This window comes from Pseudomonas sp. R4-34-07 (assembly GCF_003852375.1).
In the GTDB taxonomy this organism is placed as follows: domain Bacteria; phylum Pseudomonadota; class Gammaproteobacteria; order Pseudomonadales; family Pseudomonadaceae; genus Aquipseudomonas.
Genome location: NZ_CP027760.1, coordinates 3,911,439 through 3,936,913 on the forward strand (window position 1 = coordinate 3,911,439; position 25,475 = coordinate 3,936,913).

Sequence of the window (25,475 nt, forward strand, 5' to 3'; positions counted from 1 at the left end):
TGTTGCAGTCGTGTTTATCCGATCCTCATCAGGAAGCCTTCCATGCCCGCACGTAACGTCAAAATCGACCTGGCCTACCGCCCAAGGCTTGCAGACCTTCGCCCCTTGATCACACCCACACCCTCCCTGCTGGAAGCCAGGGCCGCCGCGCCACGCGTCAGCGCAGCCAAGGACCTGCAAGACCGGCGCGGCTACGCCGAGGATTTTCTCGGCAGCTTCGCGGTGCCCTGGCCCACGCTGGACCCGGCCCAGGCAAGCGACGCCCAGCCCGGGCGCCTGGACTACATGCACTTTTCCATCAGCATGTCGCGTTCCCGACGGTTGGCGCTGTATGTCGGCGTCAACATCGACGGCGCCAAGCACGTCGATATCGTGCGCAGCAACGACACCTGGGCCTACGACGGCCGCCTGCCCATCGACGCCCAGGTGGGCGAAGACCTCTACGCCGGCAACGGCCTTGACCGTGGCCACCTGGTGCGGCGCCAGGACCCCAACTGGGGCGACGACGCAAACACCGCCAACGGCGATACCTTCCATTTCACCAACTGCTCGCCGCAGATGAGCGGCTTCAACCAGAAGACCTGGCTGGAACTGGAGGACTACATTCTCGACAACACCCAGCGCTGGAAAGCCCGCGCCAGCGTATTTACCGGCCCGGTGTTCGCCGATGACGACCGTCTGTACCGGGGCGTGAAAATCCCCAAGGCGTTCTGGAAAGTCGTGGCCTACCTTAGTGACGACGGCAAGCCTTCCGCCAGCGCCTATATGATCGACCAGAGCCGCGAGCTGGGCCAACTGGACCTGGTATTCGGCCCGCTCAAAACCTACCAGCGCAGTGTGATCCAGATCGAGCAATTGACCGGCATCCGCTTCGGCAACCTGGCCGACTACGACGGTTTCAGCAACGAAGAGCGCGCCACGGGAACGCGGATCGAAGCGCTGATCCGGGGGCCTGGGGACATTCGCCTGTAACCGGCGTCACTTCCACCTCCCTCTCGTGGGCCGAATCAACTACCATAGCGCCGCCGGTTCCCCCACGGGACTAATAGGGAATTCGAAACGCCGCCCGCGACGTCAATCGAAACTGCCCCCGCAACTGTAGGTGCCGAGCCTGCTCCCCACTGCCACTGGACGTTGTCCGGGAAGGCCGGAGCCGGGCGATGACGCATCAGTCAGGAGACCTGCCGGCCCAGTGACTCACTAACCGGCGGGGTGTCCGGGAAGGCCATCCTTGCCCTGCCCGGCCGGCAGCGCTCGTGGGTGTATTTCCGTACCGTACCTGCCCTGCTTCACCAACGGTTCAAACGGAGATTGCCCCATGCTGCCACGCGTTACGGCCCTGATCATCGGCCTGGGTTGCTGTGCCCTGGCCCACGCCGCGCCTACCCACTACCCGCTGACCCTGGAAAACTGCGGCAGCCCCGTCACGTTCCAGCAGGCGCCAGCGCGCAGCGTGACCATCGGCCAGGCCGCCACCGAGATGCTGTATGCGTTGGGCGTGGCCGATAAAGTGGTCGGCACCTCGCTGTGGTTCAACACCGTATTGGCGCAGTACCAGGCGCAGGACGCGCGCATCGAGCGCCTGGCCAATAACGAACCGAGCTTCGAAGCAGTGGTCGCCAAGCGCCCGCAACTGGTGGCCGCCGAGCTGGAATGGGTGGTCGGGCCCCAAGGCGTGGTGGGCACCCGCGAGCAGTTTCAGGAACTGAACATCCCGACCTACTTGCTGCCCTCCGACTGCGAAGACAAAGACAACCGGGTGGGCGCCGATGGCACGCGACTGCAGCCGTTTCGCATCGAGACGATCTACAAGAGCCTCAGCCAATTGGCCGAGATCTTCGACGTACAGCCGCGCGGCCAGCAACTGACCGATGAACTCAAGGCGCGCCTGGCCACGTCCATTGCCACTGTGCAGCGCAAAGGCTTGAAGCAAGCCAGCGCGCTGGTGTGGTTCTCCAGCGCCGAAATGGCCAGCGACCCCTACGTGGCCGGCCATAAAGGTGTACCCGAATTCATGCTGCACACCCTCGGCCTGCGCAACGTGGTGCAGTCCGATGAAGAATGGCCCGCCGTCGGCTGGGAAACCCTCGCCAAGGCCAACCCCACCTTCCTGGTGATCGCACGCATGGACCGACGCCGCTATCCCGCCGACGACCATGAAAAGAAGCTGGCCTTCCTGCGCAGCGACCCCGTGACCCGTAACATGGACGCGGTGAAACACAACCGCATCATCATCCTCGACGCCCTGGCGCTGCAGGCCAGCATGCGCACATTCGACGGCCTCGACCAACTGGCTGCGGCCATCGACGGCTACGACCTGGCGCAATGATACGGACCCTGCTCGCCCTCACGCTGCTGCTGATCGCCCTGCTCGCCGGCGTGGCCATCGGCGAAACCGCCATCTCGCCGCAGGTAGTGCTCCAGGTGCTCGCCAACAAACTCTGGGCGGCCGGCTACGCACTCGACCCCATCGATGAAGGCGTGGTGTGGAACTACCGCCTGACCCGTGCCCTGGTGGCCGGCGCCTGCGGTGCGGGCCTGGCGACGTGCGGGGTGATCCTGCAATCGTTGCTGCGCAACCCGTTGGCCGATCCGTACCTGTTGGGCATCAGCGCCGGCGCTTCGACCGGTGCGGTGCTGATCGCGTTGATCGGGGTGGGCGGCGGTTTGATTTCGCTGTCGGCGGGCGCATTCGTCGGCGCCATGGCCGCGTTCGCCCTGGTGATTCTGCTGGCGCGGGCCAGTGGCTCGTCCAGCGGCACCGGGCAGATCATCCTCGCCGGTATCGCAGGCTCCCAGCTATTCAATGCGCTCACCGCGTTCCTGATCACCAAATCCGCCAGCTCCGAACAGGCGCGGGGCATCATGTTCTGGCTGCTCGGCAACCTCAGCGGCGTGCGTTGGCCGTCGGTGTGGCTGGCGGTGCCGGTGGCGGTCGTGGGGTTGGTGGTGTGCCTGTGGCACCGTCGCGCACTGGATGCGTTTACCTTCGGCACGGATTCGGCGGCCGCCCTCGGCATTCCGGTGCGGCGCGTGCAATTCGTGCTGGTGGGCTGCGCGGCGGTGGTGACGGCGGTGATGGTGTCAATTGTCGGCTCCATCGGTTTTGTCGGGCTGGTGATCCCCCATGCAGCGCGCTTGATACTCGGCACCGGGCACTCCCGTCTGCTGCCCGCCAGCGCCCTGGGCGGCGCGTTGTTCCTGATCGCCGCCGATGTGCTGTCGCGCACCCTGATCAAAGGCCAGGTGATTCCGGTGGGGGTGGTCACCGCACTGGTCGGCGCGCCGGTGTTTGCGCTGATCCTGATCGGTCGGAGGAATGCGCGATGAGTGTGTTGAGCTGCAGTGGGCTCGGCTTCAAGGTGCGCGAGGCCGAGTTGCTGTGCGACGTCCACCTTGAGGTTGCGGCGGGTGAAACCCTGGGTATCGTCGGGCCGAACGGGTCGGGCAAATCGACCTTGCTCAAGTTGCTCGCGGGGTTGCGTACGCCGGCCAGCGGTGAGGTGCGCCTGGGCGACAAGCGTTTAGGCGATTTGTCGCGCCGCGCCATCGCGCAGCACGTGGCCGTGGTGGAACAACAGGCCGATACCGACGACGCCATCCGCGTGTTCGATGCGGTCGCCCTGGGCCGCACGCCGTGGCTGTCGGCGCTGAGCCCGTGGTCGGGCGAGGATGCCGCCATCGTGCGCCAGGCCTTGCACGACGTGGACGCCATACACCTGAGCCATCGCGCCTGGCGCAGCCTCTCCGGCGGCGAACGCCAACGCGTGCATATCGCCCGCGCACTGGCGCAGCGCCCGCAGATTCTGCTGCTGGACGAGCCGACCAACCACTTGGACATCCAGCACCAACTGACGATTCTCAAAGGCGTGCAGGCGCTTCCGGTCACGACCTTGATTGCACTGCACGACCTCAACCAGGCGCTGACCTGTGATCGCTTGGCCGTGCTCGATCGGGGCCGGCTGGTGGCGCTGGGTAAACCGCTGGAGGTACTGACTCCCCAACGGCTGCGGGCCACCTTCGGTGTGCAGGCGCATTACCTGACCGACCCGTTCGACGGCGCGCAGATTCTACGCTTGCGCTCAGCCTGAGCCCGCTGGTGTCGAACAGGCCCTGCGCAGGATCAGCAACAGTTGATGAATGGAATACGGCTTGTGCAGCAGGTCGAAACCGTGGGTGCCTTGTTGCGCCAGCACATGGCTGTAGCCACTGGTGAGCACGATGGGCAAGGCGGGCCACAGCCGTTGGATTTCCTTGGCCAGCTCAAGCCCGTTCATGCCGGGCATCATCACATCGGAAAACACCACGTCGAACGCGTCGGCCTCATCGGACAACAATTTGAGGGCCTGCTCGGCATTCATCGCCCAGGTCGCCTGAAAGCCCAGTTCCTCCAGGGCCTGGGTGGCAAAGGTGCCCACTTCGACGTTGTCTTCCACTACCAGCACGTGGGTGCCACGGCCCTCGGTCATCGGCGCCGCCTCAAGCTCCACCTCGGGTTCCCGCGGCCGCGCAATGACTTTGGGCAGGTACAACGTAAACGTGGAACCTCGACCGAATTCGGTGCTGACCCGCACTTCGCCGCCCGACTGTTTGGCAAAGCCGAACACTTGGCTAAGGCCAAGCCCGGTGCCCTGCCCGACGTTCTTGGTGGTGAAAAACGGCTCGAATATGCGCTCCAGATGCTCAGGGCGTATGCCGCCGCCGGTGTCGCTCACCGTTATCGCCACAAACGCCCCCGGCACCGCAGGCTGGCCGCGCAGGGCCGGGAGAGTGTCGACCGAAGCTACCGCGACGGTCAGGGTACCCACGCCCTTCATCGCATCACGGGCATTGACCACCACGTTGACCAGCGCCGAATCGAACTGGCTGGAGTCGGCATAGACGAAACAATCGTAGGGCGCAAGCTCAGTGATGACGCGGATATGGGCACCACACAGCGATTCGATCATTTCCACCAGCGAGGTCACGCTGTGGCTGACGTCGAACGCCTGCGGCTTCAAGGCCTGGCGACGGGCGAACGCGAGTAACTGCCCGGTGAGACGCGCCGCTCGGTTGACCGTGTCGGAAATCGCCGCCAGGTAACGGCTGCGCCGCGCTTCGGGCAGTTCCGGACGCTCCAGCAGGTCGAGCGAAGAGCGAATCACCGTCAACAGGTTATTGAAGTCATGGGCCACGCCGCCGGTGAGTTGGCCCAGGGCTTCGAGTTTTTGCGCCTGGCGCAGTTGCTCTTCGGCCTTGCTGCGCTCTTCCATGGCCTCGGTGATGCGTTGTTCGAGGGTTTCATTGAGCGCCTGCATGCCCAGCTCGACCCGTTTCTGGTCGGTGATGTCCTGCACCAAACCGAACATTTTCAGGGTGCGCCCGTGGGCATCGAGTTGCGGCATGCTGCGCACCATGATCCAGCGCACCTGCTGGTCATCTACGCGGCGGATGCGGCACTGGAAATCCCAGCTGCTGCCCTGGGCCACCGCGCGCGTGAACGTCGCCTCGACCGCGTCGCGGTCTGCGGGCAGCACATGTTCCAGGAAGGTCTGCATGCCCCAGTGCGGCACCCGCTCGTGGTAACCGAAAATCTGGTCATGCCGCTCGGCGCGCACCGTGCTGTCGGTGACGATATCCAGTTCCCACTCACCGATCTGCCCGGCGTCGATCGCCAGGCGCAGCCGCGCTTCGCTTTCGCGTAATGTCGCCACGCGGCGGTTGCGGGCGCGCTCCAGATGGGAGGTGACGCGGGAGACCAGCTCACGCGCCGAAAACGGTTTGATCAGGTAATCATCGGCACCGGCGGCCAGGCCCTCGGCGCGGGCTTCTTCACCCGCACGGGCCGACAGCAGAATCACCGGCGTCGCCTGCAAGCGCGGGTCTTCACGCACGGCGCGCAACAGGCCAAAGCCATCGAGCACCGGCATCATCACGTCGGTCAAGATCAGTTGCGGCGGGTTTTCGCGGGCCGCCTGCAGCGCGGCCTGCCCATCGGTCACGGTCTCTACGTCCAGGCCGGCGGCGTACAGCAGGCGCGCGACGTAAGCGCGCATATCGGCGTTATCGTCCGCCAGCAACACGTGGCCCTGGAAAGACTCGGCCTCAGGCTCAGGGTTTGTCTGGGCCACGTCAACCAGCGCTGATGCATCCGGCAACCAGCCAAGCGCCTCCTCCACGTAGGCACTCACATTGGTGGTAGAACCGTACTGCAACGCCTCGGTGTGCAGCGGCTTGGGGACATGCCGATTGCCCAGGGGCAGCCTGATGCTGAACGTCGTGCCGACCCCCACCTCACTGGTCACGTCCAGCGTGCCGCCTTGCAGCCTGACCAGTTCATCCACCAGCGCAAGGCCGATACCCGAGCCTTCAAACGAGCGCCCCGCAGGGTTTTCGATCTGGTGGAAGCGCTCGAACAAACGCGGCAGTTCATGGGCCGCGATGCCGGTGCCGGTGTCACTCACGCACACCTGCGCAGCGCTGCCATCGGCGGTGGGCGCAACGCTGACGCGGATGTGCCCGGCCAGGGTGAATTTGAAGGCGTTGGAGATCAGGTTCAGCACCACCTTTTCCCACATGTCGCGGTCGACGTAGGCCGCCTCGGGCAAGGGCGTGGTGTCGATGAGCAACGCCAGGCCGGCGCGCTCGCAGGCCGATCGGAAGTTGGAGGCCAGGTCAGCGGTGAGTGCCGGCAAGTCCACCGGCGCATAGGTCGCCTGGGCGCGGCCGGCCTCGATGCGGGAAAACTCCAGCAGCGAGTTGACCAGTTTGAGCAAGCGCTGGCCGTTACGGTAAGCCAGCCTGACCCGCTCACGCTCATCCTCGGGCAGCGTATCGCCCAGGGCCAGCGACTCTTCCAGCGGCCCGAGCATCAAGGTCAGGGGCGTGCGAAATTCATGGCTGATGTTGGTGAAAAAGGTGGTCTTGGCCTGGTCGATAGCCGCCAGGGCGTCGGCACGCTGGCGCTCATACTCGCGCGCACGCACGGTGGCCAGTGCCGCCGAGAGCGCTGCTCCCAGCAGTTCGTAGAGCCCTCGGTAAATGTCGTTCATCGGCAAGCGGGGTGACGCGCCGGCCACCAGAATCAACGGGGTCTGTGCGTCGTCCGGTACCACCAGCGGCAACACAAAGGCGGTCTGGGACGGCTCCGGGTAGGGCCCGCAGGCCACGCCGGCAAACAGCGCCTCGATGTTGTCCACCTGCAGCGTGCGCTTTTGCTCGCACGCGGCGCCCAACGGCCAGGGCGTGGTGTCGGCCGCGTCGATCCAGGCCGGTGATGCGGCGGTGTTGGCGGCGATACCGCTGTGTTGTGCCAGGCGGAAACCCTTGCCTTGGGCGTCCCACTCATAAAACAGCAGGAACGGAATATCGAAGTTGAACCCCGCCAGCGTCTGCACCGTCAACGCGATCAGTTTGGGCAAGTCATCGGCAACCGCCAACTGCCCGGTCAGATCGCGCAACGCACGGGTGCGCCGCTCGGCGAGGATGGTCACCGTGGTTTCCGTCACCGGGTGAAACAGCCCGCCGATGCCGCCGGTTTCATCACGAATGGGCGAAATGGAAAAGGTGAAGAAAGTCTCTTCCAGGTAACCATTGCGCGTGAGGAACATGCGCTGGTTTTCCAGAAAACTGGTTTGCCCCTCCAGCGCCTCGGTGAAGGGCCCGCCAATGGCCGGCCACGCACTGGCCCAGGTCACGTGGTAACCCTCGCCCAAAGCGCGTGGATGCGACTCGCCGCACAGCACCTTGTAGCCGTCGTTATAGATCTGGGTGTTCTCGGGGCCCCAGATGATATTGATCGGGAAATTGGACGCCAGGCACAGGCTGACGGTGGTGCGCAGGCTCTGGGGCCAGGATTCGATCGGCCCCAGCGGGGTTGCCGACCAATCTTTTGACTGGATCAGGGAGGCCAGTTCGCCACCGCCCGACAAGAAGGAATGCATAATCACGGGTTTGGACCACCAACAGATTTAGGCGATTGCAAAGGCATGTATCTGTCACTGTGACCACCGCCGAATAAAAACCTCCCATTGAACTCATTCAGTACCAGGGTCGACGGCGTCGCATGGCGTCGAGAGTTGCGGGGTGTGCAGACGCGCCGTTATCCAGCCACGGCTGTACACCAACACCCTGTCCGCCATCGCCACGGGAAAATGAATGAACCCATGGGCCGACTCCGGCAACAGATGCGCCTCCACCTGGCTCCAGCGCTCGGCGATCAGCAGCGTGTCGTCCTTGAGCGGGTCCAGTTCGCCCACGAACATCAACGCTGGCGGCATGCCGGCGAAGTCGCCGTACAAGGGTGACAAGGGCGGCTGTCGACGCTCGTCGTCGCTGATCCCCGGCGTGAGCAAGCGCAGCGCCGTGACCATTCCCGGCCCATCGAGCAACAGCGTTTGCGGCCCGGCGTTGCGCACACTCGGCGTGCCGGTCAAGTCATACACCCCGTAGTACAACACCGCGCCATGGACACGTTGCAGCAGCAGCGGCCATTGCTTCAACGCCAGCAACGTCGCCGCCGCCAGATGCCCGCCGGCCGATTCGCCGACAAAAAACACCGGCAGGCCGGCAAACTCCGCGCAGTCCGCCAACAGCCAGCGCGCAGCGGCCAGGCAGTCCTCCAGCAACCCTTCCACCGGCGTGTTAACCGCCAGCCGATAGTCCACCGACACCACCGCCACGTCGCACGCGCGCACCATGCCGAGGTTGAGGTCGTCATTCATCTGCGCATTGCCGATCACCCAGCCGCCGCCGTGGATATCCAGCACCACGCCTTTGGGCGCACCGGCGGGCCGCAGGATACGCACGGGCACGGCGCCGATGAGCCGGATTTCCACCACAGGCGGTTTCTGGAACCTTTGCCGGGTGCGCAGCAGTGCCTGGATCACACGCGGCGTGACGCGGTTGCGGATCTTGAAGCGCGGCAACCACGCAAGCGTGCGATTGAAGCGGCGCATCTGGGCCAGTTCGGTCTCGCTGGCGGGCCAGTGTTGGTAAGCCATCAACGGTTATTCCGCAGGATCGAGAAGTTCAACGCCGCCGCTACGCACAGCCAGGCCAGGTACGGAAACAGGATCAGGCCGGTAATCAGGTCCAGACGCACTGCCAGCACCACCATCGCCGCCACGGTCAGCCACAGCAGCACAATGATCACCATCCCGGCGAGCAAGCGATGCGCGCCGAAGAACACTGGCGTCCACAGCGTATTCAACGCAATCTGCGCGGCCCACAGCGCCAACACCATCTCGCTGCCCGGGATCAGGCTCAAGCGGTAACCGGCCCAGGCCAGCAGCAGGTAGATAATCGTCCACGCCACCGGGAACAACCAGTTGGGCGGAGTGAAGCTGGGCTTGACCAGGGACTCGTACCAGGCGCCGGGTTTGAAAATCACACCGGTACTGGCGGCGGCAGCGCAAGCGAGCAGGAAGATGAAGAAGGTCATGGTCGGTCCTTGAGGTTAAAGGAGTGGAAGGCAAGGCTATGCTTTAAGTGACTCAGCTTTAAATGACTCAAATCCGCGCCGATAAATTCAATGTGCACGGCAAAAATGACAGGCAGGCCGTCTCTTCTGCGCGTCATGAAAAATCGGTAAAGTGCCCCACCAGCCCACGTCGATTTGCCGGGTTCTTCACACGCCACCCGAGAGCCTCACCTTGCCCGCACCCCTTGCCGATCACCGCAGCAGCCTTGGGTCAGTGTTCCTGATCTTCCTGCGCCTGGGCCTGACCTCCTTCGGCGGGCCGATTGCGCATCTGGGCTATTTCCGCGAGGAATTCGTCACCCGCAGACGCTGGCTCAGTGAACACAGCTATGCCGAACTGGTCGCCCTGTGCCAGTTCCTGCCCGGCCCGGCCAGCAGTCAGGTCGGCATCGCGTTGGGCCTGTCACGCGCAGGTTACGCGGGTGCCGCGGCGGCCTGGGCCGGGTTCACCTTGCCGTCGGCCATCGCGCTGATTCTGTTTGCCCTGAGCCTTTCTCACTATGGCAGCGCCCTGCCCGCCGGCGCACTGCATGGCCTCAAGGTCGTCGCCGTGGCGGTGGTGGCCCAAGCCGTGTGGGGCATGGCGCGCACCCTGTGCCGGGGCTGGGCGCGGATAATATTGATGCTGGGCGCCGCCGGTTGGGTACTGCTGCAACCGTCTGCCTGGAGCCCGGTGGCAGTGATCATCGTGGCTGGGGTGGTCGGCCTGCTGCTGTTCAAGCCCGCGCCCCGTGCCGAGCCCGACGCATTGCCCATTGCCATCAGCCGCTGTGCCGCAACGCTGTGGCTGGCGCTGTTCCTGCTGTTGCTGGTGGGCCTGCCGCTGCTTGCCGACTGGGCGAGCGATCCCACGCTGGCCCTGGTGGATGCCTTCTACCGCACCGGCTCACTGGTGTTTGGCGGCGGCCACGTGGTACTGCCGTTGCTGCAAGCCCAGGTAGTTCCCAGCCAATGGGTGAGCAACGACGTTTTCCTCGCCGGCTACGGCGCCGCCCAAGCCGTGCCCGGCCCGTTGTTCACCTTCGCGGCCTTTCTGGGCGCCTCGATGACCCACGCCCCTACCGGCTGGCTGGGCGGCCTGATCGGCCTGCTGGCGATCTTCGCGCCGTCATTTTTGCTGATCTTCGGCGCGCTGCCCTTCTGGGCCAGCCTGCGCCACAGCCCGCGCACCCAGGCCGCGCTGGCCGGTGTGAACGCAGCGGTGGTGGGTTTGTTACTGGCGGCGTTGTACCGGCCCGTATGGACCAGCGCGATTTTCAGCGTTTACGACCTGGCCCTGGCAGTGCTCGCCTTGGCGGCACTGATGCTGATGAAATTGCCGCCGTGGCTGGTAGTGATCGGGTGCAGTCTGCTCGGCGCTTTATTCGGCTGACCCCGGCGGCACAATCCTGAGCCAAGGCCAGCGTTCCTGATAACTCCTGGCCTTGCGCAAAAACAGCTCGGGCTCGGCATGCACCGGATTAATGCGCAGCACGCCCTGTTCCACATCCGCCAAGCCATACGGCGCATGCACCTCGCCCGTGGCAATGTCCAAGGCAATGCACGTTCCCGCCACCAGGTAACGGTCCACCCCTTGCCTGGCCGAGTGCAACTGAGGGTACGGCCGGCCAAAGCGCTGCCCATACCAGAGATGAACCCGCGCCTGGTTCTTCACCTCCACATTAACCCCCAGGTCCCGGAACAACGACTCGGCCCTGCGGATCACCGCATCCTCAGCCTCGTAGGACACGTCCGGGTCGAAGTAGAAAACGTCATAGTCCTTCACCCCCGCATCAACCGGCCGATTCGCCTGATGATTCCACACCGCCTGGAACAGACAGCCCGCCGTGAGCATGCACTGCTCCACCCCGAGCGACGGCAAACGCGCGGTGATTTCAGCGTTGACGGGGTTGGCCATGGCGAGTTTGAGCAAGGTGTCGACGGTCAAGGTCATGGGAATTCCTGGGTGATCAGCTCCAAGCGCCTCGACTCTACCGCAGATCAGCCGCACCAGCGATGACTCCCCGTATGATGGGCGCCGTACACTCACAAACACCGGAGCCCCCTAAGCCGCTGACCAAACGCGCTGGCTGATCAGACGCAACGCAAAAACCCGATTATTCGCCGAGTCGTTGCAGACCCTGTGAAGTGGGATCAGACCACCACAAAATATCCGTTGACTGCAGCGCCTACCCCCCATAGACCGTGCGCGGGCCTGCGTCTGCACGAGCTGAGCATCAAGGCGTTTGCACCCTCGGCCTGAGGGCTGCCGTCGCGGTCGCCATAGATGCAGAGCATCGCGATGCCTTGTCGACCAGTCGTTCCGACTCGCCTCAACCCCAGTGCTTGACGACCCGCCGATGACAATCGGCCGGGGTCAACACCTTGCCCGCCCTGGAACGTACGGCGATGGTTTCTACCGGCTCCGACAATTCATTGTCGAGCAGCACCGAGTAGCTCTCCCCTTTTTTGAACAAGTAGCGCTCCCCCCACTGGCGCATGCTGATGACGATGGGAAACACGGCGCGCCCCATCTCAGTCAGTACATATTCTTTGTAGGCACTGCCGTCGGATGCCGGCTGGATGGTGAATACGCCCAACTCGACGAGCATTTTAAGCTTGACCGTGAGGATGTTCTTGGCGAGCCCAAGACGTTTCTGAAATTCACTGAAGCGCCGAACGTCGTCAAACGCGTCGCGGATGATCATTAATACCCAGCGATCTCCGATTGCTTCGAGCGTGCGGGCGACCGGGCATTCGCTCTGCGCCAGTAATTGCTGTCTGGCCATGGGTCTCCTGGAGGCGAGTCAGTAGGAAGTGAGAAAGGTTCTAACCTCAGACGAAAATGTTTTACAAATTTGGTTGCATTTAACAACCTCATCAGATAAAAATCAACGAACCAGTTTCCTTTCAAAACCACATATTCCAAGGATGGAGTGATGCCTTTCAAGTCTCATGCCCCGGTAAAGATGGACATCGAAGCCGAAAAAACCAGCGGTGGGCACATGCAAGCCCCCCAAACCCGGGACACCTCCAGGCTCAGTCGCTCTCAGACTTTTCTTTTTGCAATCACCTGCGCCATGGCTGTCGCAAACGTCTACTTCGCCCAGCCTTTGCTGGAATCGATGGCCGCCAGCCTGTCGGTTTCGCCGGGCACGATTGGTGTCGTAGTCACCGCGACACAAGCCGGTTATGCCGTCGGATTGTTGTTCATCGTTCCGCTGGGTGATTTGCTCAATCGCAAGAAACTTATCCTTACACAAATGCTGCTGTCGGCTCTGGCCCTGTGCGCAGTGGGTCTGTCGCAGGATCGGGGCATGTTGCTCGGCGCGATGGTGCTGGTGGGCCTGATGGCGGTCGTGGTGCAAGTAGTGGTCGCCTACGCCGCTTCGCTGGCGAGTCCCGAGCAGCGTGGCGAAGCGGTCGGCACTGTGACCAGTGGCGTGGTGCTGGGCATTCTGCTGGCCCGCTTCGTCTCCGGTGCAGTGGCTGACCTGGCCGGCTGGCGCGGCGTTTATTTTGTCTCGGCCGCCCTGATGATCGGCATGGCACTGGTGCTGATGCGCACCATGCCCGCCTCCACCGCGCCACCGGCGAAAGGCGGCTACTGGCAATTGCTGCGATCGGTGTTCCAGTTGTACCTGACCGAACGTACATTGCGTGTCCGGGGCACCTTCGCCCTGCTGATCTTCGCCGCATTCAGCGTGTTGTGGACGTCGATGGTACTGCCGCTCAGCGCGCCACCATTGTCGCTGTCACACACCCAGATTGGTTTGTTCGGACTTGCCGGCGTGGCCGGTGCGCTGGCAGCGGCCCGGGCCGGACGGCTCGCCGACCAAGGGCTCGGCAATCGCACCACGGGCGTCGCATTGGCGCTGTTGACCGTGTCCTGGCTGCCTACCGCGTTCGTTGAACACTCATTGTTCGCCATGGTGGTGGGCGTGGTGTTACTGGATTTCGCCGTGCAAGCCGTCCATGTCACCAATCAGAGCCTGATCTTTGCCGCACGTCCCGATGCACAAAGCCGACTGGTGGGCGCCTACATGTGTTTCTACTCGGTGGGCAGTGGTCTGGGTGCAATAGCCGCTACTTATACATATGCACACTTTGGCTGGGTCGCCGTTTGTCTATTGGGTGCCGCTATCAGCGCAGTTGCCCTGCTGTACTGGATCTACCTGGAACTGACTTCCAAATAACGTTCCTACATCAACAAACTTTTCGCGTTCGCCAGTTAACGGATGGCGTGAAACGGTGGGCCTGCCACACACACTTTAATATCAACCGAGGTCAGTATGGCGTTGCACACACTCACTATTGCGTCGCATCAACTTGAGTTTCAATTACCGGTCAACTCGCCTATTACCGATATCGAGTGGGAAGCCGGCGGCAAGAATGTGATCCCGCTGGGCTGCCGCGTCGGGGCCTGCGGCGCCTGCCTGATCAAAGTCAAATCGGGTCTTGAGGCGTTAAACCCTCGGGACGGCGATGAAGAAGCGTTTATCGAAGTATTGGGCTACACCGGCGAAGAATACCGTCTGGCGTGCCAATGCTTGATAAGAGGTGAATTAGCCATTGAAGTCATTGGCTGATAGTTGCAGTTGAAGTCGGTTCATTAATTAACGCGTTAAAAACAAACCCAATACAGAGGCTTGATTATGCTTAACCGTGTAAAGAATGTTGGCTATGGTGATCGCACTCCTTTTCTCAATGCTGCCGCGTCATTGAATCTGCGTGGGGAAATTGACCGGATTATCGATACACAAGTCGAGCAATGGTACGCAACCGTGCCTCAAGCCGCTCACCTGGAAGGTAAAGACGTCAACAGCGCGTATTACAAACGTCACTTGGTCGAAACCGCATGGCGCATCCGTCTGCTGCGCGTGGCTGAAGCAAAAGCTCTGGTCGATGTGGCCAAGGTCAGTCCGGAAGCTGCACAGATCTGGGCCCACTATGAACAGGAAGAAATGCTCCATGACGACCTGTTCATTCAGGATCTGGAACGTGTCGGCGTAAGTCGCGAAGAGTTCCTGGCCACCGAACCGTACCTGTCCACCAAGTTGCTGGCGGGCTTCTTCTCCTACCTGCTGGACCACGAAGGCCCACTGGGCGTCGTTGCCTATTCCTACTTGGTCGAGTACGTGAACGTGAAGCTCGAACCCCGCAAGCTCGAGGCCCTCAAGGCGTCGGTTGGCGAGAAAAACATCATCGGTCAGGTTTCCCACTCTCACACCGATATCAACGACGACCACCCGGGTGAAGTCTGGGCCGCACTGCGCTTCCTGATCAAAGGTGAGCAGGACATCGAAGCCCTGAAACGCTACCTGGCCGAGCATCAGAAAATTCTCGCCATGTACTTCAGCGAGCTGTACCTCGACACCCTGGCCAAGCCGCAACACAAGGCAGCTTAAGCCATGGAGCAGGCAATGAATTCAAATCGACCCGGCGTTCTGATCCTGAGCCACTGCGGCTTTTCTTTCCTGGAGGACTTGAAGGAGGAGCTGCATCGCCGCCAGCTCCGGTGTTTCGTACTGAGTTCATTGCCGCTTCCGGAACACGTGCCGGCCCGCCTGGAACAGATCCAGGGCTGGGCGGACCGGCTCTACACCGCAGACGCCCACCAGTTGAGACTGGAAGATGTGGACAGCGCACTCCATGCGCTGCGCAAGTCCGGCGAGCACGTCACCTGCTGCATCAGTGTGTGGGAAGGTTATCGACACCTGATGGCCGCAGCCAACGCCGCGCTCGGAACGTATGACATCGATGCCCGACAGGCACTGGCATTGCGCAACAAGCTTGAGGTGCGCAACCAACTGGCCGAGGCAGGATTATCGCAAGCCAATGCCTATGCATTGACTGCACCGGTGCTGGAGACCCTGCAAGCGCGGAACCAGCGCTACTTCATCAAACCGATCCACGGAATCGCTTCGTATGCGGCGTTTCCGATGCGCAAGGACACCACCTGGGAAGCGCTTGAGGAACTGCGCAAGGCTTCGGTCGAGGACACGGTGTATGCCTCGGCCTTCAACGACGGTTTGCAGTTCATGGCCGAGGATTACATTGCCGGCCAGGAATTCAGTTTCGAGATGCTGTTGGTCAATGGTCAGGCGCATGTCGTGGCCGTCCATGAAAAATACGAAGTGACCGAGACCGCTGACACGGTGCTGGAAGACAGCTGCACCACGCCGCCGGCAAGCGTTGACCAGGCGCAGATTGCGGCGGGCTTGCAGTGGCTGAAGAACGTGTTGGGCTGCATGGATCTCAAGTGGGGTTGCTACCACGTTGAAGCGCGTTTCACCGGTCAACGCTGGGACCTGATCGAGATCAATCCGCGCGTTGGCGGCAGCTTGATTTCCCACAGCGTCGAGGCAGTCACCGGCGGCCACAGCATGCTCTCACTGTGGCTGGATCTGCTTCTGGCCAGTCAGGACGACGCCCTGCCCCGCGAAGCGCTCGTGCAACGCCTGACCCAATTTGGCTGGCAGGCGGACGGCAGCAGCGCACAGACCACAGCGACTTTTTTCCGGGTTTATTTCGCCAAACCGGGAACGCTGAGTTCGGTCACCCTCAATGACCTGCCCCTGGCGCCAGTGGTGAAACACATCCTGCTCAAAGCAGGCGATGTGATTCCCGCGCATGCCCGTGAAGTGTTTTTGGGCCAGTTGCTGTGGACGTTCGACCGAGACCGTCAGGCAACGGAACTTGAGCGTCTGGCGCGTCTTTCCGCCACGGCGCTGGACATCCAGTACAACGTTGAAACCCCTTGAAATCCCGCTGAGCAAGCGCCTGGAACAGCACTGCTGTCCATGAACAATTCCATGCATTTGAGGATGACGAACATGCCGCTGCGTGCGCCTGTATTGTTAATAGTGGACTACAACCTGAGTCGAATCGGCGATGTTCTGCACATGCGCAACTATGCGCGCCAGCAATGGGGCGCCGAAACCTGGCTGGTTCGGGACAATCCTCAGAATCATGACCTGCAGATCAGTGACCGGGTCATCGATGCCGACCCGCTGGACCCGGATTTCGTCCGCCAGGCGCTGCGTCAGCTGGGCGAGGACGCGGGCAGAATCAGTGCCGCAATGGTGTTTTCCGACAACGCAGTCGCCAGCGGTGCGGCCCTGCTCGAACAACTCGGCCTGCCGGTGGACGACGCCGAGCTGGCGCTGGGCGCCTTTGACAAACTGGCCTACCGCATCGCCGAGCAACGCGACCGTCCGTTGCTTGAGCCGCTGGGGGTCACGCTGCCGGACTTCCAACAGATCGGATGCATCAACGATGTGCGCAATTTCGCCCTGCGCCAGGAACGCGGCTTCGTCATCAAACCGGCGTGCGAGGGCAACAATCGCGGGGTGGTGGTGATCGCACCAGGGGGCGACTGCGAGCAGGCCTTCGACGAAGTGGCGCCCTACCTGGAGGGCGGTGTGTTGGCAGAAGCGTTCATCACCTTCACCCGCGAATACTCTTATGACGGCTTGGGCGATCTGTGGTTTATCACGGAAAAAGTCAGCGCCACCGGACGTTATCCCGTGGAAGTAGCGCAGATCCTGCCCGCCCGCCTCAGCGAGCCAGAGCGTCAGGCGATTCGTCAAACCGGCGAGCAGGTGAATCGTCTGGTCGGCCAGCGAATCGGTCCGTTTCACAACGAGATCAAACTTAGCGATACCGGTTACCAAACGGCCGTGATCGAGCCTAACCGTCGTCCCGGCGGCATGAAAATCTGGACGCTGGCGCACGCCGTACACGGCGTCGATCTGTATGCGGCATGGGTCGATTCGGTGTTTTGCGCGTCGGTGCCGCAGGAGCTGCCACCGGCAACCTGCAGCGCCTCCACGGTGATGTTCGGTGTACCCGAGGACATGACGCTCGACGTCGTCGAATTGGGCGACATCCGCATCCTGGTTGATGACACGCTGACGTTGGCCGCGCAGACCCTCGACGTGGCCAAGGACGATATCGCGCTGCTCGAATGCGCCTGGATCATCGGCCAGTCACGGCTGATCCATGCAACCCCCAGAGACAACAGCGACTTCGTGGCCCATGCATGCGTCGCGTTGCATGACGCGCGCATCGACATCTGCGATCTGGTGACGGTGCTGCGTGAACAGTGGCTTACGGTACTGAACCGTCACCTGGACGCTGCGCAATTGTTCAAGGTCGCGTCCTGACTTCTCTCTAATACGCTTTGAGATCCCCGGCATGAAAATCCTCATTCTTCACCGTGTCCCGTATCCGCGTATCGAGTACCACCGCGGGATTGACCATGACTTGCACGATGTCACGTACATTGGCAAACAATCGGCAATCGATACGCTCCCCGCCGACCTACGCTGCCAAAGCGTGGTGCGAGCCGGTCTAAACAGCGCCTTCGATGAAACGCTGGCGTGGCTGGCCGAAAGCCCACAAACCTTTGATCGCGTCATTTCGATGTCCGAGTACGAATTACTCGACGCAGCGCGTCTGCGCGAAGTGCTGAATATCGAAGGTGCGTCGTTGCAGTCGGTGACCCTGGCGCGCAACAAGCTGGAGATGAAAGCCGCGGTTCAGGCCCGGCATCTGCGTGTACCGCGCTTCATGTCGCTGGAGCGCTATCTGTTGCTGCAAGGCCATGTGCCGTGGACTGGCGCAACCGTGCTGAAACCGCACAGCGGCGCGTCGAGCATGGACGTCAGCATTCATCAGAAACCGGCTCACGCCTTCGATGAGATCAGGCACAAGATCAGTAGTCTTGCGCTGCGCGTTGATGAGTTTCAGGTCGAAGAGTACATCAGCGGCGCGATCCGCCATTTCGACGGCCTGGTATTGAACGGTCGGGTCATCACCCTGCTGTCCAGCGAATACGTGGGCACCTGCCTGGATTACATGGAGCGCGGCCAACCGCTCGGTTCGTGGCACATCGAAACCACGGCGTCGATGCATGAGTGGGTCAGCGCGGCGCTGCAAGCGGTGCAGATTCACAATGGCGCGTTTCATCTCGAAGCGATCATGGCGGACGACGAGCCGGTGTTTCTCGAAGTCGGCAACCGGGTCGGTGGCGCGGATGTGGTCGCGACCTATGAGCTTGCCACGGGCATCCACTTGCCGTCGCTGGAGTTACGCATTCACGTAGACGGCGAACTGGACCTTTCGGCCTTCAGTCGCCAGCAGGACGACCTGGGTTTCGGCTGGTTTGTGTTCCCGGGGCACACCCATCCGGAGCGGATCTACCAGGGCCTGGACGGCGCCGAAGAGCTGCGCGCGAGTGCGCAGGTGGTGCAATGGAACGAACTTTCAGTGGGCGCACTGTTGCCCGAGCACGTGACCTATTCGGCGTTCGAAGCGCCATTGGCCGGCATCGTCAAAAGCGCTGAACCCGAGCAGACCCGGGCATGGATGCAATCGTTGTTTTCACGTGTGCGCCTGGCGCACAACCTGACCTCTGTAGCGTGACACCGACCCTCTTCCTCAAGGCAAATAATCCATGAAACCACTGCACGTAGTGTTGGCTGTATTGATAACGGCAATCTGGGGCGTGAATTTCTCGGTGATCAAACTGGGACTGGCCACTGTCGATCCGTTCATCCTGGCGGGTATCCGCTTCAGTCTCTGTGCGTTACCGGCGATATTCTTTATCCGTAAACCCGACGTGCCGTGGCGCTACATCATCGGCTATGGCCTGGTGTTCGGCATTGGTCTGTGGGGCGTGGTCAATCTGGGTATCAAGGCTGGGCTGTCGGCGGGCATCGCGTCGCTGGTGCTGCAGTTCAGCGCGTTCTTCACCATCCTGCTCGGCAGTTGGGTGTTCAAGGAAGCACTGACCCGCTTCCAGGTGCTGGGCATGTTGATCGCACTCGCGGGGCTGTTGTGCATCATCAAGATCAGTGACGGTTCGGTGAGCCTGACCGGCGTGTTGCTGGTGCTGGTGGGCGCGGCGTCCTGGAGCGTTGCGAACATCATCAACAAGAAGGCCAGGACCAAGGATGTCTTCGGCTTTCTGGTGTGGTCCAGCGCGTTTGCGCCGATTCCGCTGTTCGCCCTCGATTACGCGGTGAACGGCAGCGCCGGCTACACGGCGTTTGTCAGTCAGGTGAACACGACTACCCTGTTGTCGATCTTGTTCCAGGTCTACCCCAACACGCTGTTCGCTTACTGGATTTGGAACTCGCTGCTCAAGACCTATCCGGTCTCCACCGTGGCGCCACTGTCTCTGCTGGTGCCGATCTTCGGCATGCTCGGCTCGGTAGTGGTGTTCAACGAAAGTGTGTCGGTGAGCAAAGTATTGGCGGTGGTGCTGATCGTACTCGGGCTGGCCGTGGGCCTCTATGGTCAGCGTATTTTCAGTGCTATTTTCGCGCGTCCTGCGCGTACTTCAATTTGAATTGAAAGAGAACCGTATGAGTCTGGGAAGACGTGATTTCATGGGCGCCAGTGTAGGAGCGACCCTGATTGGAGGCAGCATGTTTGCAGGTGTAGTAAAGGCACAGGTGGGCCAAGCGCCCGCCAAGGATGAAACCGTAACACCACTTGACCCCGCCGATTGGGCGTCGGTGCGGGCGCAGTTCAAGCTGGCGCCGGAATTTGTGCACATTTCCAATTTCTTTCTGGCTTCCAACCCAAAGCCGGTACGCGATGCGATGGCGCGCCACCGCCATGCCTTCGACGAAAACCCTTACACCTACCTTGAAGACAACATGTTCGCCAAACCCGAAGACATGGTGTGGCGCAAGGTTTGCGCTGCAGCGGCGGAGTACACCGGTGGCCGGGCCGAGGACATCGCGCTGACCACCAGCACCACGCAGGGCCTGGCAATGATTTATAACGGTCTGAAGTTGCGTCCCGATCAGGAAATCCTGACCACCCATCACGAGTGGTATACCCACGACGAGGCCATGCGCCTGGCGGTGGTCAAATGGGGTGGGAGCATCCGTCGCATCGACCTGTACGAAGGGCCAGAGGATGTCAGTGTCGACGCGATCGTCGCGCGCATAGAAGCGGCCATCAAACCCTCGACGCGCATTCTGGCCATGACTTGGGTGCACTCGGGCACTGGCGTGCGCTTGCCGCTCAAGGACATTGGTGCCCTTGTAACCCGACTCAATCGTGATCGCGCTGAAGCCGATAAGATCATCTATGTGATCGACGGTGTGCACGGTTTCGGTTGTTCCGAAGCGCAGGTGGCCAGCCTGGGCTGCGACTTTTTCAGCGCCGGCACGCACAAGTGGATTCTTGGCCCGCACGGCACGGGGCTGGTCTGGGCACGTGAAGGTCAATGGGCGCAGATCACTCCCACCATCCCTACCATCATGGCCGCCGAGCCGGGCAATGCCTGGCGCCAGCAACGCGATCCGCAAGGTGAAACGCAGGCCGCCTGGGTCAGCCCTGGCGGATTCCTGGCGTTTGAAAACCAGTGGGGCGTGATCGAGGCGTTCGAGTTCGTCAAGAAAATCGGGCGCAAGCGCATCGCCGACCGCGTCGCCGAACTCAACGGTCAACTCAAAGAAGGCCTGGCGAAGCTGCCCAATGTGCACCTGCACACGCCCCGCTCCGCCGAGTTTTCCGCTGGCATCGTATGCTGCGATGTCAAAGGCTGGACGCCCAAGGATGTCGTGGCGAAGTTGAAAGCGCAGAAGATCATCGCCAGCGCCACACCGTATCGCCATTCGACGGTGCGTTTCTCTGCCGGGATCATCAACACCCCTGAAGATATCGAGAAAACCCTCAAGGTCATGCGCACGTTCGCCTGACACCCAGCCAGCCCGGATCCACGCCAGCCTTCTGCACCGCTCAACGCGGCTGCGGGGCTGACGTCGGCCGTTCAAATTCAATGAATCGCGCGTACTCAAGGGCAAGGATCGATGACATGAGTGAACACCCAAGCACCGCAAAAGAGCTGACCATTTTCCTGTTCTGCTCGACGGTCTACCGCCTGTTTTCCGGCGCACTGCTGGTCTCGTTGACCTGGACCATTCTGAAACAGAACGATGGCGACTACCTGCCGTTGGCCCTGGCGATTTTCTGCTCGTTCATACCGGCGTTCATTACCCCGATGATGATCAAGCGCCTGTCGCACCACATGACCGGACGCCAGATGAGCAGCCTGTTCATACTGTGCCTGACGGGCCTGGCGCTGATCTCCGGGCTCTCGCGAAACTTTACCCTCGGCTTGCTGATCACCAACCTGTTCGTATGGCTGATGATCATGTCCCTCGAGGCCAGCCTGGACATGTGGTTTACCCAGCTGCAACGAGGCATGGATGAAACCAAAGTACGGCGGATCAGTGGCGCCACCACGGCCACCAGCCAGGCGGCCCTGATGATCGGCCCGTTGTTGGCAGCGGGTTTGATGCCGATTCTGACCGGCATCGGTTTTTCCCTGGTACTGAGCAGCGGTTTTTTGCTGGTTGCGGGTATTTGCTACACACGCAATGGCCTGCCTATGGATGTACGCGAGAAGCTCGAAGTAGCGGCTCCCGCCAGGCTGCCGATGACCTTGTTTGTGCCGATGGTACTGATCTGGCCGATTCTAGGCGCGTTCAATTTCATGCTGCCCGTGTACGTATCGAATCACGGATGGACGCTGTTTGAACTGGGTATCCTGGATGCCGTGTTCGGTTTGGGCATGGCGCTGATCGGTGTGTTGGTCATCATCGCCAACACCGGCCGTAACCTGCTGGTTTACCTGTCGGCGCTGACTGCACTGGCGGTGATTTCCACCACGATGTGGTGGCTGATGCCGGACTCGCTGTTTCTCAAAGCGCTGAGCCTGCTAATTCTGGGCATGGCCTTTGGCGGTGCTCGTGTGCATATTCGTGTCGCGATTGCCTGCCGCTACAGCGAAGCGGCCGTCGGTTTGTACGTGAGCAAGGCAAATGCCCTGGCCACGCCGATGCTGCTGCTGATCCTCAGTCTGCAGTTGGCGATCATCGAGAACGCCTGGCTGCTGCCGTTCCTGCTGGTGACCCTGTCGGTCGTGCTGTTGCTGCAGACCTCGGCGACGCGCTTTGCGCGTGGGCAAACGCCTGTCGAAGCCGTGGGTGCCTAGCCCACCTGTTTTCACCTAACCACCGGCGCATGCTCGGCCATCAACTCTATCACCCAGTCGATAAACACCCGCACCTTGGTGCTGACATGGCGATTCGGCGGGAATGCCAGGTACATCGGCATCGGCGCCATGTGCCAGTCCTCGAACAGCGGCAGCAATTCGCCGCTGGCCAGGTGCGGTTTGGCCATGTACTGCGGTAGCCAAAGCATGCCCAGACCCGCCAGGCCGGCGGCCAGGTACGCATTGCCGTCGTCGACCGTCAGTTGCGGGCGCCCCTGGATCTCGATGCGTTCCTCACCACGTTGCATCGCGTAGGGCAAGGATTTGCCTGTCCGAAACCAGAGGAAGCCAACGGTACTGTGCCTGCCCTCCTCCAGCTCACGGGGGTGCGCTGGCGTACCGAAGCGTTGCAGATAGGCGGGCGCGGCATAAATGCCGATGTGCAGATCGCCCACATGCCTTGCCATCAGCGACTGATCGATGATTTCGCCGCCGCGCACCACGCAGTCGACGTTTTCGCCAATGATGTCGACAATCCGATCGCTCACGCCCAGGGTCAGCTGGATTTCCGGATAGCGTGCAAAGAACCCCGGCAACGCGGGTATCAGCAGCATTCGCGCAAACGGGCTGGGCACATCCACCCGCAGGCGCCCACGTGGTGTCATCGATGCGCTGGACAGGCTGGTCTCGGCGTCGTCCATATCGACCAGTAGCCGGATGACGCGCTCGTAGTAGACCGCGCCATCGGCGGTGACGTTGACCTTGCGTGTGGTGCGGTTGAGCAAGCGCACACGCAGCCTCGCTTCCAGTTGCTGAACGAGCTGCGTCACGGTGGTCTTGCTCATGTGCAGGGTGGCTGCCGCCTTGGTGAAGCTGCCGGTTTCCACCACTCGGGCAAAGGCCTGCATTGCATCGAAACGGTCCATTTCATGCCTCACTGGGGTCTGGATAGTTTGGATTCTACAAACAGTCATGACCAGCGTTGCGCGTTTATTCAGGTCGCCCGTCTTTCTACACTGATTCCATCGTAAACAGCGGGCCACGTCGGCCCCGAAGGAGAGATGCAATGACCAGCAAACGTGATGTGGTTTTCCCGCCTGACCGCCATGCACTGTACGAGCTCCACCGCTACTCACCGGCGATTCGCTCCAACGGTTTTCTGTTCGTATCCGGTCAAGTCGGCAGCCGCAAGGATGGCTCGGCCGAGCCGGACCTCGCGACACAGGTTCGCCTGGCCTTCGCCAACCTCAACGCAATCCTGACCGAGGCCGGCAGTAGTTTCGAGGATGTGGTCGACACGACCATCTTCATGGTCGACCCCGAGTCGACATTCGAAACTATCTGGGAAGTGGTGGCCGAGTACTGGGGCGAAGCGCCCTATCCGACGGCGACCGCTATTGGCGTGACCTGGTTGTCCGGTTTTGATTTCGAGATCAAGGTGATTGCCAAACTGTCCCAATGAACTCGGCTCAGTCCTTTTCCGGCCGTCTAACGCAGCCATCTTGTTTTTTCTGGGGGGACGCTGGTGTAATTGGCACCCGTGAAACTGTAAAAGTCATCTCGCATTGCGCGAAAAGGAGAACGCCATGCGTGCAGAAATGATTCTTGCCGGGATCGGCGCCACGTTGGCGCTGTTGTCTGCATCGCCAGCCCAGCCTGCGCCCCTGCCGCTGGAAACTGTCAACCAGGGTGTTATCTCGGTGCGGGTACAAGGCTCGGGGACAGATATCATCCTGATTCCAGGATTTGCCTCGTCTCGCGACGTATGGGCTGATTTGGCCTCCAGACTACGACAGAGCCATCGGCTCCACCTTGTACAAGTAGCTGGCTTTGCCGGCTCGCCTGCCGTGTCCGACCCAGAAGGGAAAGTAGTCGCGCCGACGGTCGAGGCAATCGCTGAATACATACGCAGCCAGCGCCTCGAAGCGCCGATCATCATCGGTCATTCGTTGGGTGGTGAGGTGGCACTGATGCTGGGTGCTCGTCATCCCGATCAAGTGGGACGCCTGATGATTGTCGATGCGATGCCCTTTTATACATTGCTGTTCGATCCCTTCGCGACCCGTGAAACGGCGACCCCGCAGGCGGCTGCGATGCGCGACGCAATGTTGACCGCAACCCCTGAACAGGCGCAAGCCCTGCAGCATGCCTCCATCGCCCGTCTCGCCAAAACTGAAGCGGTCAGGCCAGCCTTGGTCGCAGCGGGGATAAACTCGGACCGAGAGACTATGGCCAATGCCATGTATGAACTGATGGTCACTGACCTGCGCCCTGAGCTTGGACGCATCAAGGTGCCTGTCGAGGTCGTCTATGCCTATGACCCGCTTTACGGCATAGAGGCGTCCCACGTTGATGCCATGTTCCGTAACGCCTACGTCTCGACCCCAAATATCAGCTTCAGGCGTATCGACGGTAGTTTTCACTTCATCATGCTGGATCAGCCAGAACTGTTCGCCGACGCTGTCAGCAAGTTCCTGAATCCGTGAACGGCGGCGGAACTGCTAGAGTTGCCCTGATGATCGGTAAGTGGTACGGCGAAGCGACCACCCTCCCCAGGTTGAGGTCTTCAACATTCATGCGCCCAGCACTTCATTTAGCGAGCCCTATGCATATTGCGAAGCCTTTGCAGCGCTCAAGGCTGACAACCGAATCTTCAAGCTAGAAGAACTGCCAAGCTGAGACACGAAGGGGTCGAAGGGTTCATTGTTGCTTATCCCCCTCCCGCCTGCTGGCCAAGCTCAATTCTTTAGGAAAGCTTGCGCCCGATACGGAACAAAGCGTCTTCCAGCCACTGGTTGAAAACGCCCTGTGACGCTGGAATCAGCAGTTTTCTTTCCTCAATGTTTTTCTCACTGCGGTGCGGCATGGACATCGACGATGCAGGGGGGGTTGGCGGCTCTGCGTAGACTTGGTGAGAAACTCCGTAGATCCAGTTCACAGCCGCTCCGGCAAGGCGGTCAGTTGTCCTCGTTGTCGGGGGGAAGCATCATCTTGAGTAATGCGGCTTTGCGTTCA

The 25,475-nt window shown here is 61.4% G+C and carries 23 protein-coding genes and 1 riboswitch; of the genes, 16 read left to right on the forward strand and 7 right to left on the reverse strand.

Going from position 1 to position 25,475, the window contains the following annotated elements; translation table 11 throughout:
* Positions 1-42: 42 nt before the first annotated feature.
* The 4 genes from C4J85_RS17995 (at position 43) to C4J85_RS18010 (ending at position 4,091) form a co-directional block, all read left to right on the forward strand.
* The gene (locus C4J85_RS17995) at positions 43-972 is read left to right on the forward strand and encodes a DNA/RNA non-specific endonuclease (RefSeq protein ID WP_124410381.1); all 930 of its coding nucleotides are present in this window, start codon (positions 43-45) and stop codon (positions 970-972) included.
* 37 nt (positions 973-1,009) lie between these two features.
* A riboswitch (cobalamin riboswitch) is annotated at positions 1,010-1,204 on the forward strand.
* A gap of 114 nt (positions 1,205-1,318) precedes the next feature.
* Entirely contained in the window at positions 1,319-2,329 is a 1,011-nt protein-coding gene (locus tag C4J85_RS18000; RefSeq protein WP_124410382.1) for an ABC transporter substrate-binding protein, read from the forward strand.
* A complete protein-coding gene (locus C4J85_RS18005; protein ID WP_124367693.1) occupies positions 2,326-3,330 on the forward strand; it encodes an iron ABC transporter permease in 1,005 nt (334 codons plus the stop codon). Before C4J85_RS18000 ends, C4J85_RS18005 begins: the two co-directional genes overlap by 4 nt.
* Positions 3,327-4,091, forward strand: a complete 765-nt coding sequence (locus C4J85_RS18010) for an ABC transporter ATP-binding protein (RefSeq protein ID WP_124410383.1) — start codon at positions 3,327-3,329, stop codon at positions 4,089-4,091. The genes C4J85_RS18005 and C4J85_RS18010 overlap by 4 nt, the downstream gene beginning before the upstream one ends.
* Here the strand turns inward: C4J85_RS18010 and C4J85_RS18015 are convergent.
* The 3 genes from C4J85_RS18015 to C4J85_RS18025 form a co-directional block, all read right to left on the reverse strand.
* Positions 4,083-7,922: an ATP-binding protein gene (locus C4J85_RS18015; RefSeq protein ID WP_256657925.1), complete on the reverse strand. Its 3,840-nt coding sequence runs from the start codon at positions 7,920-7,922 to the stop codon at positions 4,083-4,085. The genes C4J85_RS18010 and C4J85_RS18015 overlap by 9 nt on opposite strands.
* 93 nt (positions 7,923-8,015) lie before the next feature.
* Positions 8,016-8,981, reverse strand: a complete 966-nt coding sequence (locus tag C4J85_RS18020; protein WP_124410385.1) for an alpha/beta hydrolase fold domain-containing protein — start codon at positions 8,979-8,981, stop codon at positions 8,016-8,018.
* A complete protein-coding gene (locus C4J85_RS18025; protein ID WP_124363626.1) occupies positions 8,981-9,421 on the reverse strand; it encodes a TspO/MBR family protein in 441 nt (146 codons plus the stop codon). The genes C4J85_RS18020 and C4J85_RS18025 overlap by 1 nt, the downstream gene beginning before the upstream one ends.
* Before the next feature lie 211 nt (positions 9,422-9,632).
* Between C4J85_RS18025 and chrA the strand changes: the two genes are divergently transcribed.
* Positions 9,633-10,832: a chromate efflux transporter gene (gene chrA / locus C4J85_RS18030; protein ID WP_124410386.1), complete on the forward strand. Its 1,200-nt coding sequence runs from the start codon at positions 9,633-9,635 to the stop codon at positions 10,830-10,832.
* On the opposite strand, the gene C4J85_RS18035 is transcribed toward chrA, so the two are convergent.
* Both C4J85_RS18035 and C4J85_RS18040 read right to left on the reverse strand, forming a co-directional pair.
* A complete protein-coding gene (locus C4J85_RS18035) occupies positions 10,821-11,393 on the reverse strand; it encodes a nucleotidyltransferase family protein (protein WP_124410387.1) in 573 nt (190 codons plus the stop codon). The two genes, chrA and C4J85_RS18035, sit on opposite strands and share 12 nt — an antisense overlap.
* A 379-nt stretch (positions 11,394-11,772) precedes the next feature.
* Entirely contained in the window at positions 11,773-12,228 is a 456-nt protein-coding gene (locus C4J85_RS18040; protein ID WP_124367699.1) for a helix-turn-helix domain-containing protein, read from the reverse strand.
* 150 nt (positions 12,229-12,378) lie between these two features.
* Here C4J85_RS18040 and C4J85_RS18045 point away from each other — a divergent pair, with 150 nt between their 5' ends.
* From C4J85_RS18045 to C4J85_RS18085, 9 genes are all read left to right on the forward strand, one after another.
* On the forward strand, positions 12,379-13,635 hold the full coding sequence (locus tag C4J85_RS18045) for an MFS transporter (RefSeq protein WP_124410388.1): 1,257 nt from the start codon (positions 12,379-12,381) through the stop codon (positions 13,633-13,635).
* Positions 13,636-13,731: 96 nt separating this feature from the next.
* Positions 13,732-14,028 (forward strand): 2Fe-2S iron-sulfur cluster-binding protein, encoded by a 297-nt coding sequence (locus C4J85_RS18050; RefSeq protein WP_092397249.1) that lies wholly within the window; start codon positions 13,732-13,734, stop codon positions 14,026-14,028.
* 66 nt (positions 14,029-14,094) lie between these two features.
* Entirely contained in the window at positions 14,095-14,847 is a 753-nt protein-coding gene (locus C4J85_RS18055) for a hypothetical protein (RefSeq protein ID WP_124367701.1), read from the forward strand.
* Positions 14,848-14,862: 15 nt separating this feature from the next.
* A complete protein-coding gene (locus tag C4J85_RS18060; protein WP_124367702.1) occupies positions 14,863-16,203 on the forward strand; it encodes an acetyl-CoA carboxylase biotin carboxylase subunit family protein in 1,341 nt (446 codons plus the stop codon).
* A gap of 72 nt (positions 16,204-16,275) precedes the next feature.
* Positions 16,276-17,607, forward strand: coding sequence for an acetyl-CoA carboxylase biotin carboxylase subunit family protein (locus C4J85_RS18065; protein WP_124367703.1), 1,332 nt, complete (start codon positions 16,276-16,278; stop codon positions 17,605-17,607).
* Positions 17,608-17,638: 31 nt separating this feature from the next.
* Complete coding sequence (locus tag C4J85_RS18070; protein ID WP_124410389.1) at positions 17,639-18,868, forward strand: acetyl-CoA carboxylase biotin carboxylase subunit family protein; 1,230 nt, start codon at positions 17,639-17,641, stop codon at positions 18,866-18,868.
* Positions 18,869-18,899: 31 nt separating this feature from the next.
* Entirely contained in the window at positions 18,900-19,796 is an 897-nt protein-coding gene (locus tag C4J85_RS18075) for an EamA family transporter (RefSeq protein WP_124367705.1), read from the forward strand.
* 79 nt (positions 19,797-19,875) lie between these two features.
* Complete coding sequence (locus C4J85_RS18080; protein ID WP_124367706.1) at positions 19,876-21,162, forward strand: aminotransferase class V-fold PLP-dependent enzyme; 1,287 nt, start codon at positions 19,876-19,878, stop codon at positions 21,160-21,162.
* Between the two features lie 116 nt (positions 21,163-21,278).
* Positions 21,279-22,460 (forward strand): hypothetical protein, encoded by a 1,182-nt coding sequence (locus C4J85_RS18085; protein WP_124410390.1) that lies wholly within the window; start codon positions 21,279-21,281, stop codon positions 22,458-22,460.
* Positions 22,461-22,471: 11 nt separating this feature from the next.
* On the opposite strand, the gene C4J85_RS18090 is transcribed toward C4J85_RS18085, so the two are convergent.
* A complete protein-coding gene (locus C4J85_RS18090; RefSeq protein WP_124367708.1) occupies positions 22,472-23,386 on the reverse strand; it encodes a LysR family transcriptional regulator in 915 nt (304 codons plus the stop codon).
* Between the two features lie 140 nt (positions 23,387-23,526).
* Between C4J85_RS18090 and C4J85_RS18095 the strand changes: the two genes are divergently transcribed.
* The gene (locus C4J85_RS18095; RefSeq protein WP_124410391.1) at positions 23,527-23,922 is read left to right on the forward strand and encodes a RidA family protein; all 396 of its coding nucleotides are present in this window, start codon (positions 23,527-23,529) and stop codon (positions 23,920-23,922) included.
* 124 nt (positions 23,923-24,046) lie between these two features.
* Complete coding sequence (locus C4J85_RS18100; RefSeq protein WP_124410392.1) at positions 24,047-24,946, forward strand: alpha/beta fold hydrolase; 900 nt, start codon at positions 24,047-24,049, stop codon at positions 24,944-24,946.
* Between the two features lie 260 nt (positions 24,947-25,206).
* Here the strand turns inward: C4J85_RS18100 and C4J85_RS18105 are convergent, their stop codons facing one another.
* The gene (locus C4J85_RS18105) at positions 25,207-25,398 is read right to left on the reverse strand and encodes a hypothetical protein (protein WP_256657791.1); all 192 of its coding nucleotides are present in this window, start codon (positions 25,396-25,398) and stop codon (positions 25,207-25,209) included.
* Positions 25,399-25,475: the final 77 nt, after the last annotated feature.